Origin of the sequence: Lacticaseibacillus salsurae (assembly GCF_045862175.1) — a bacterium.
Classification (GTDB): Bacteria; Bacillota; Bacilli; order Lactobacillales; family Lactobacillaceae; genus Lacticaseibacillus; species Lacticaseibacillus salsurae.
Genome location: NZ_BAAFZI010000032.1, coordinates 19,818 through 29,183, shown reverse-complemented (window position 1 = coordinate 29,183; position 9,366 = coordinate 19,818). Strand labels below are relative to the sequence as shown.

Annotated in this window: 5 protein-coding genes and 1 other annotated feature; all 5 genes read left to right on the top strand. The window is 50.2% G+C overall.

Features of this window, described 5'->3' with window-relative positions; translation table 11 throughout:
• Positions 1 to 158: 158 nt before the first annotated feature.
• The 5 genes from ACKTSG_RS09645 (at position 159) to spxB (ending at position 9,303) form a co-directional block, all read left to right on the top strand.
• Positions 159 to 1,211: a DUF916 domain-containing protein gene (locus tag ACKTSG_RS09645; protein WP_407894230.1), complete on the top strand. Its 1,053-nt coding sequence runs from the start codon at positions 159 to 161 to the stop codon at positions 1,209 to 1,211.
• Between the two features lie 17 nt (positions 1,212 to 1,228).
• Positions 1,229 to 2,911, top strand: a complete 1,683-nt coding sequence (locus ACKTSG_RS09640; RefSeq protein ID WP_407894228.1) for a hypothetical protein — start codon at positions 1,229 to 1,231, stop codon at positions 2,909 to 2,911.
• Between the two features lie 170 nt (positions 2,912 to 3,081).
• The gene (locus tag ACKTSG_RS09635; protein ID WP_407894226.1) at positions 3,082 to 3,720 is read left to right on the top strand and encodes a redox-sensing transcriptional repressor Rex; all 639 of its coding nucleotides are present in this window, start codon (positions 3,082 to 3,084) and stop codon (positions 3,718 to 3,720) included.
• 39 nt (positions 3,721 to 3,759) lie between these two features.
• Positions 3,760 to 3,961: a binding site (T-box leader), on the top strand.
• A 47-nt stretch (positions 3,962 to 4,008) separates the two neighbouring features.
• Entirely contained in the window at positions 4,009 to 6,651 is a 2,643-nt protein-coding gene (locus ACKTSG_RS09630) for a valine--tRNA ligase (RefSeq protein ID WP_407894224.1), read from the top strand.
• 864 nt (positions 6,652 to 7,515) lie between these two features.
• Complete coding sequence (spxB, locus tag ACKTSG_RS09625; RefSeq protein WP_407894232.1) at positions 7,516 to 9,303, top strand: pyruvate oxidase; 1,788 nt, start codon at positions 7,516 to 7,518, stop codon at positions 9,301 to 9,303.
• The last annotated feature ends 63 nt before the right edge of the window (positions 9,304 to 9,366 follow it).

The following is a 9,366-nucleotide window of genomic DNA, read 5'->3' as shown; positions in this document are numbered from 1 at the left end:
TTGATCCGGAAACTGGTGAATGGAAAGGTTCCGGTATCGAAACGTTATTTTAAAACAAGACAGCTCTCAGTGAACTGCCTTGCAGGTAAATCGAATTCAGTTCCAACAAATTGGGTAAAGGTCAGATTGCGCTGCTTTTTGTGGTATTTGGCTTTGCCATGTCTAAACCAGTACATGCGGCGTCCACTGCGGCGCTTGGGGTACAACCAGTCCAATCCGCTTATCAACGCGATAAACACGTCACGTATTTTGATTTGCTGTTGAAAGCAGGGCAATCAACGCCAGTTCAAGTGAAATTGACCAACTCGTCTAATAAAGCGATCAAAGTCAACGTGGCCGCCACAGCTGCGACTACCAGCGACACGGGAATCGTGGATTATACCGGCCATTCAAATGCGGCAGATGCGACGCTGGCACACAAAATGAGTGACGCGTTAAAAGGCGCCACTGCTGTCACGGTGCCAGCTAAAGGGAGCCAAACCTATTCTGCGACGTTGAGTATGCCCAGCACAGCTTTTTCTGGCGTGATGGTTGGTGGCTTGGTGTTTACACCTGCAAACCAATCGACGTCAACTTCTGGTAAACTGGGGGTCGTCAGCAAGTATGCCTATACTGTTGCGGTATTGGCGCGCAATTCTGACACCATTTTGACGCCGAAATTAGCCGTTGGGACGATCAAGTCAGGCCGCATCAAACGCGTCAACCAGATCCAAGCGACCTTACGCAACACCACCGCTGCTTTTGCCAACCATATCGAAGCCATCACGCAGATCAAAGCCCCTGATGGCAGCACCAAGACATTGCGCTTGGCCGATGCGCAAATGGCGCCAAATTCTCAGCTGAACCAAGTCTATTCCTTAGGCACAAAAGTTAAGGCTGGAGATTATCAGGTGACCACTACCGCTTATTGGGGCAAATCCAGCACCGGAGCGTTTGCTGACGGTCATGGTAATAACTATCAATACCGCACCAACGCGACGAAAACTGTGAAGATCACCCAAGCCCAAGCGGCCAAGTTGACTCAAGCGGCTGCGAAGGTCAATAGTGGCTTACCAACGGCATATATCATTGCCATCGTCGTGGGGATCATTTTGCTAGTGTTGATCATTGCGTTACTGATCGCGTTGATCGTCCGCCGCAAAAAAGCCGCGCAAAAACTAGCGGCACTTGAAAAACAAGTCTCAGATCTAAAAAACCATTCAAACCAGTAATATAAGGAGGCTTCCCGATGGACGCACTGCGCAAACACATCTTGATCGTGGTTTCGACGCTGCTCGTGTTCATTGCGGGAAGCTTTTTCGTTGCCCAACAACCGGTTCAAGCTGCGAATAGTTACGACGGGTACACCGTTGTGGGCGATCTCGGGATCCCACAAGACGTGGTATCGGTGATGATCGCCAATTCTTTGGATGCCAATGGCAAAACGCCCAATGTTTCTGCGTCATCGTTGACCATTGGTGACGTGTCGCAATGGCAAACGGTTTCCTTGGCCACCCGCAAGCAAAAATCTGATGGGTCGTATGCGTCAACGACTAACAGCACCGTTGCTGGATGGGTCGGAGGGTTGGCAACGAATAGTGACGACAATGTCAAAACCAGCGACATGTATTTGTTCCAAAGTTTGTGTGATGGCAGTTTTCCTGTCTTGAGTTTTTTGACTGGTGGTAACATGTACAATCAATATACTCTGGCAAACTTACCGGTTTTAAATCGCCTGATGTTGGTGTTGATGACCGCCAAAAATGCCAAAACGATCGACTTGACTGGTATGGTGTCGAAAGTTTCGATCCCAGCCAATCGTTTGAAGATCTTGGATCTGTTTCAAACCAAGACCATGCCGAATCTGACGGAATTAGATCTTGGGAGTAATGCCATTGGGCCGGGATTAACTGACAGCAGTTGGGCTTATTACATGATGTGGTCTTCGGTTTTGGCTTCGAAATCTGTTGTGACTTGGGATCTTTCTTATGAAGGCTTCACGAGCTTGGATAATAATTTACTCAGTCAGCTGGGCTCACAAACGCGCAACGTTAACCTTTCCTCCAACACCTTAACGTCGATCGGCCGCAATAATGGTGATGCTTTGGATACTGGTGGCGATATTGACTTGTCTGGTAATGGCAATTTGAATAGCGATGATAGCTCGACGCTGTGGGTGCTGGCAAAAGTTATCTCCACCGGTGGGGATACTGTTTTACCAGACTCAGTTGCCAACGCAGTGGTCAGCAAAGCGGTCAATTCCTATGACGCGTCAATGACCAGTGCCGGCATAAACGCTGTCGCGTCGCAATTGACGACAGAGACATTGACCACGATCGTCAATTCAAAAGATGCCAGCGCTTTACTTCCAGGAATCGATCCTAGCAAGCTGTCTGCCGATGCGGTTCAACAGCTTGATTCTGATGCCTATGAAAAAATTCTGGATCATTTGCCTGACGACAAAAAAACCAGTCTGGAAGAAAAACGTCAAGACGCTTCAGGGAGTCAAGCCGACAAAGCGAGTGTCAGCGTGGCAGGTAACTGGAATTTTGGCAATTACATCCTGGGCCAAACTACTTCGATGACGTCTCCTGACGCCGTGAAAATCACCGGTACGCTGCCTGCTGGGCAACGCTTGAGCGTCACCATGTCGGATTGGACCAGTGGCAACCGTGAAATTTCGCCGCAGTTGAGCTTACCTGCAGGGGACAACGGCTGGAGCCAGCTGAGTTTGACCGCCGATGATTCGTCGCCGGTGTTGACCAATAATAGCAGTGCGACCATGCAATTCAGTCAAACTTTGACCTCACCAACGCTGAATATCCCGCAAGCGCAAGGCAATGCGATGACTGTCGGGGCCACGTACACAGGGACGTTGACGTGGTCGATCGAAAATGTGCCAAGTGTTTCCAGCAGCAGTCGGCGCTACTAAACGCGATTTCTATACGATTCTGTTTGGCACTGAGCAAGCCTGTTCAGTGCCGTTTTTGTGCCTTTAGAAGTTGATACGCCAAGGCTGTAAACGATTTTATGTTTGATTTTTCACAAGGCCTGTGTTACCTTTATATGTGAATGAATGCACACACTTTTGGAGGTGGCGTTATGCTCGACGCAAAAACACAAGTGTCGAAAGCAACGATCAGGCGGATCCCATTATATTATCGTGCGGCGCAACAAATGCAACAACAAGGCATCCGCCGCGTGCGCTCAGATAAATTAGCAGAAATGATCCACATTCCATCGGCAACGATCAGACGGGACTTCTCGAGTTTCGGCGAACTGGGCAAAAGCGGGTATGGGTACAGTGTGGCCACATTAGTCGATGAATTCGGGCAACTCTTGCAGGTCCAATCGCCTGAAGACATTGCCTTGATCGGCGTGGGGGGATTAGGGACGGCGTTGATCGAAAATAATTTCCGTCGCAACCCAGATCTAGATATCGTCGTGGCCTTTGATCACGACCCAGCTAAGATCAACACCAGCATCGGGGAAGTGCCGATCTATTCCTTTGCCGAACTCAAGCAGCGCCTGCCTAAAGGGGTCCACACGGCCATTGTCGCCGTACCCAGTGCCAGTCAAGCAAGTGTGATCCCGCAATTAGAAGCTGCGGGGATCACCGCGATCATGACCTTTGCCCCGCAGCCAGTCGCCTGCAAGCCAACCACCACGATCCGCTACATCGATTTGACGTCGGAACTGCAAAGTCTGTTATATGTCGCCCATCAAAAACAAAAAGCCTAAAACCCGTTGACGCCAACCACTTGGCAAGCTTATAATGCGAGTAATGCAATGAACAAGAGGCGCGATAATTGGGTTTTCAGCGAGTCGACGGTGGGTGTGAGTCGACAACCGGTTATCACGTGTAGCTTGCGAGCTGTCATCCTGAATGCAGTAAGGCTGACCGGCACCGTCCGTTATCGGTTTTAAGTGGAGGAATTTATTCCTCAATTTAGGTGGCACCGCGAGTCAACTCGTCCTAATCATTAGGACGAGTTTTTTTGTTCAATAAAATAACTGGAGGATCAATCCATGAAAGAAGAATTAGCCCCAAAATTCGACCCGAAAGCAGTCGAAGCCGGCCGCTATGACAAGTGGTTGGAACAAGGCGTTTTCAAACCATCAGGCGATAAAACCGCCAAACCTTATAGTATCGTCATCCCGCCGCCAAATGTCACTGGGAAGTTGCATTTAGGCCATGCTTGGGACACCACGTTGCAAGACATGTTGATCCGCCAAAAGCGCATGCAAGGCTATGACACCTTGTGGTTGCCAGGCATGGACCATGCCGGCATCGCCACGCAGGCCAAAGTTGAAGCCAAGTTGCGCAAAGAAGGCATTTCGCGCTATGACTTAGGCCGCGAAAAATTTGTCGAAAAAGTTTGGGAATGGAAAGACGAATTTGCTGCCACGATCAAAACCCAATGGGGCAAAATGGGCTTGTCGCTGGATTATTCCCGCGAACGCTTCACTTTAGATGATGGCTTATCCAAAGCGGTACGCAAAGTCTTCGTGGATCTTTACAACAAAGGCTTGATCTATCGTGGCGAATACATCGTGAACTGGGATCCGCAAGCGCGCACGGCGTTGTCTGATATCGAAGTGATCCATGAAGATGACAAAGGTGCCTTTTACCACATGACTTACAAGTTCGCTGACGGCACCCCTGGTGGGATCGAGATCGCCACCACCCGTCCAGAAACCATGTTTGGTGATACTGCCGTGGCGGTCAACCCATCAGACGAGCGCTACAAAGACATGATCGGCAAAACCGTCATCGTCCCGATCGTTGGGCGCGAGATCCCGATCATTGGCGACATTCACGCCGATCCTGAGTTTGGGACTGGGGCCGTTAAGATCACGCCAGCCCATGACCCTAATGACTTCCAAGTCGGCAATCGTCATAATTTGGAACGCATCAACTGTATGAACGATGACGGCACCATGAACGAGAATGCCGGCAAGTATCAAGGCCAAGATCGCTTCGAATGCCGGAAGAACTTGGTCAACGACTTGAAAGCTTCAGGCGACTTGTTGAAGATCGTGCCGATCGTCCACAGTGTTGGTCACTCCGAACGTACTGGGGTCCAAGTGGAAGCCCGTTTATCCACACAATGGTTTGTCAAAATGGCCCCATTGGCTGAAGCATCGATTAAAAACCAAGCAGGCGACAACAAAGTCAACTTTGTGCCAGAACGCTTCGAACACACCTTCTTAAACTGGATGAACAACATCCATGACTGGGTGATCTCGCGTCAACTGTGGTGGGGCCATCGCATTCCGGCGTGGTACAACAAAACCACTGGCGAAATGTATGTCGGCATGGAAGCGCCAAAAGACGCTGACAACTGGGAACAAGATCCAGACGTTTTGGACACGTGGTTCTCTTCTGCTTTGTGGCCATTTTCCACAATGGGCTGGCCAGACACCGATGCGCCTGATTACAAGCGCTACTACCCAACTGACACGTTAGTCACCGGCTACGACATTATTCCATTTTGGGTCGCGCGGATGATCTTCCAAGGGTTGGAATTCACCGGCCAACGGCCATTCAAGAACACCTTGATCCACGGCTTGATCCGTGATGAACAAGGCCGCAAAATGTCCAAGTCCTTAGGCAACGGGATCGATCCGATGGATGTCATTGAAAAATACGGCGCTGACGCCTTGCGTTGGTTCTTGGTCAATGGCTCCACGCCTGGTCAAGATACGCGTTTTTCTTGGAAAGCGATCGGCGCTTCTTGGAACTTTATCAACAAGATCTGGAACATGTCACGTTTCGTTTTGATGAACCTTGAAGACACCAAAGCCGATGCGCAACCAGATCCAAACACCTTTGACTTGTCTGATCAATGGATCTTTGCACGCTTGAACGAAACCATCGAAAGCGTCACGGCCAAATTCGATAAGTTTGAATTTGGGGAAGCCGAACGTGATCTGTACAACTTCATTTGGAATGAACTGGCTGACTGGTACATTGAAATGGCCAAAGAAGTGCTTTACGGGGATGACGAAACCGCCAAAGCCGCTAAGCGCATCAACTTACGCTATGTCTTAGACCAAGTGTTGCGCTTGTTGCACCCGATCATGCCTTTTGTCACTGAAAAGATCTGGTTGACGATGCCACATATCGGCAAATCCATCGTGGTGGCCAAATATCCGGTCACGCACGCTGAATTTGAAAACGCTGATGCCATCAAGCAAATGCAAGCGATGATCGAATTGATCCGTGCCGTGCGTGGGATCCGCACCGACGTCAACGCGCCGATGGCCAATGAAATCGACGTGCAAGTGAAGTTACAAGACGCTGATCTGAAGCCGATTTTTGAAAACAACTTTGAATTCATCAATCGCTTCATCCACGCCAAAGCCTTTGAAGTCGGCACTGACCTCGACACCCCAGCGTTGGCCGCTTCTGCGGTGATCAATGGCGCCACGGTTTACGTGCCGCTGTCAGAATTGATCGATTTGGATGAAGAAATCGCCAAGTTGACCAAAGCGCAGAAGAAGCTCAACCAAGAAATCGCCCGCTTTGAAAAGAAGTTGGGCAACCAAGGCTTCTTGGCCCAAGCGCCTACGGAAGTCATCGCCGAACAAAAGACCAAGCTCGCTGACGCGCAAGCGAAGTTAGCTGGGACTGAGGATCGGATCAAGGAATTACAAGCAGCGAAATAGTTTCAACTAAAAGGGTAGAACGCAAAACGGGTTCTACTCTTTTTTTGCGGCCGAAAATCTGCAGGCTCCGGCAAAAAGTGCTTTGGCGGGCTGGTCATGGAACGCTATGGCGCTCGACGGAGCTAACTTTGCATTCGCTGCGCTCATAAGCGCAAAGTGGATCTCCTTCTCGCTGGGGTCTAAGCGATAAATCGCTAAGACCCCCACGGCTGATGACCAGCCCGCCGCCGCACTTTTTGCCTCCGCCCACAGATTTTCTACGTAGAGACGTTAAACATTTATGTCAGTATATTTCTCATTGGCGCCACTGCGGGAAACTGGCCAATTCACCTCCGCCCACAGATTATCTCGGCTAGTGGCGTTTAGTTCATTTTCGCGCATTGCCGAGTCAGATTCGAGCTTAGTCGTCACGTGAAAATTATGTCACCCGTTTCCTGACCTCAGATAGTTAGCCGGCTAACTATCTCCTTGGATCATCCAAGCGATTTTCATGCATGGATGTCAATGCGGGAAGGGACATTGCGAAGGTCGTTTGAATTTGGGATGGAGGCTGGTTGGTTGCGGCATGGTGAGATTTCCGTTAGCGATTTATCGCTTACGGAAAGCCGCAGGGAAAGATCCGGCGGGTGGGGCGCGTAGCGACACATCCCGGCTAGCTTTCCCGAGGACCCTCACTTTGCCGCGGCCAGCCAGCCGGAATCCCAAATTCAAACGACCGACCCCGGTAGCTAAAAGTCGACGATGGATGCGGTTTCATGGTATGCTTGAATTGGCATAAGGAATTCGCCACAACCACTTGTATTTTGTAAGTAAAGCGTTAGAATAATTTTGTTGATACTTATTAATGATAAGCAGGAGGACGACATTATGGCAAAAATCAATGCAGCAGACGCAATGTTGAAAGTCATCGAATCTTGGGGTGTGAAAAACATTTATGGCCTACCAGGCGGGTCATTTGACTCCACCATGAATGCGTTGTACAACCGCCAAGCGACGTTGAATTACGTCCAAGTGCGTCATGAAGAAGTTGGGGCGTTAGCGGCAGTCGGCGAAGCTAAAGTCACCGGTAAGATCGGGGTCACCTTTGGCTCAGCAGGCCCTGGTGCAGTGCATTTGCTTAACGGGCTGTATGATGCCCAATATGACCATGTGCCGGTGTTGGCCTTAGTCGGGCAAGTGCCAACCGGTGCCATGAACACTGAGTACTTCCAAGAAATGAATGAAAACCCGATGTTCGCTGATGTTTCCGTTTATAACCGGACCGTGATGACGGCTAAGCAATTGCCTGCTGTGGTTGATGAAGCCATTCGCCGCGCTTATGCCCAACATGGCGTTTCGGTGATCACGATCCCTAAGGACTTAGGCTGGGCGCAAATCGAAGACGACTATGTTTCAAGCGCCTCCCTTTATCAAAAACCGATCTTGCCTGAACCGGACCTGGATCGGGTGGATGAAGCCTTGAAGATCATGAAAGCCGCCAAGCACCCAATTTTATATGTGGGGAATGGCGCGCGCGGGGCCAAAGATGAAGTCATTGCCTTATCTGAAAAATTAAAAGCCCCGATCGTGGTGACTGCCTTGGCCAAAGGCGTGGTGCCAGATAGCTATGTGGGTAACATGGGTTCTTCAGGACGGGTGGCGTCCAAACCTGGCGTGGAAACAGCACGTGCGGCAGATGCTGTGTTGTTTTTAGGGTCAGATTTCCCGTTCCAACCTTACTTTATTGCGCCAGATGCCAAATATATCCAAGTGGATATCGATTCCACGAAATTTGGTCGGCGTCATCATGTGGATGTGGCCATTTTAGCCGATGCCAAAAAAACGATCCAAGCGTTATTGGATCGCTCTGAGGAATTGCCAGAAAGTGTTTGGTATCGCGCGGCCTTGGCCAACCACAAGAACTGGTGGGATTGGATCGATAGTTTTGCTGACAACAACAGCACGCCATTGCGCATCGAACCAGTTTTCAAAGCGATCAATGATGCGGCTTTGCCCAATGCGATCTTCCAAGTGGACGTCGGCAACGTGACGATCGACGGGATGCGCTTTTTGAAAGCTGATCAAGAGCAGAAATTCACCACCAGTGGCTGGTATGCGACGATGGGTTACGCCTTACCTGCGGCGATCGGTGCCAAGTCTGCTTACCCAAGCCGGCAAGTTTGGTCGATTTCCGGTGACGGCGGCTATGCCATGGTGATGCAAGACATTTTGACCCAAGTGAAGTACCATTTGCCGATCATTAATGTGGTGTTGACCAATGAGTCGTTAGGCTTCATCGAAGCAGAACAAGATGACACCAAACAACCGCATTCAGGCGTTGACTTGATCGATGCCGATTATGGCGATGCCGCAACTGCACTGGGCGCACAAGGCTTTGAAGTGCACACTTTGGCAGAATTGCACGCGGCGTTTGGCGCGGCGCTAAAAGCCAAAGGGCCAGTGGTGATCGATGTGAAAGTCACTGATCTGCGGCCGATTCCAGTGGAACAATTGGTCTTAGATAAGCAGACCCAAGATCCCGCAGCCGTTGACGCTTTCGTCGAGAAATATTCTGCGCAAGCGTTGATCCCGTTGCGCCAATTGCTGGAAGATGCCGGTGAAGCTGGGGTAAGCGAAGAGGTCAAAATGATGATCCACAAAGGTGACCAATAAATCTGACAGAAGCGACGCCGGTTTCGGCGCCGCTTTTTGCTATACTGAATCAGAGGTGAATCC

Excerpts from the sequence above, each read along its gene's own strand:
- ACKTSG_RS09645 (WP_407894230.1), top strand. The coding sequence starts at position 159 with ATGTCTAAACCAGTACATGCGGCGTCCACTGCGGCGCTTGGGGTACAA.
- ACKTSG_RS09640 (WP_407894228.1), top strand. The coding sequence starts at position 1,229 with ATGGACGCACTGCGCAAACACATCTTGATCGTGGTTTCGACGCTGCTC.
- ACKTSG_RS09635 (WP_407894226.1), top strand. The coding sequence starts at position 3,082 with ATGCTCGACGCAAAAACACAAGTGTCGAAAGCAACGATCAGGCGGATC.
- ACKTSG_RS09630 (WP_407894224.1), top strand. The coding sequence starts at position 4,009 with ATGAAAGAAGAATTAGCCCCAAAATTCGACCCGAAAGCAGTCGAAGCC.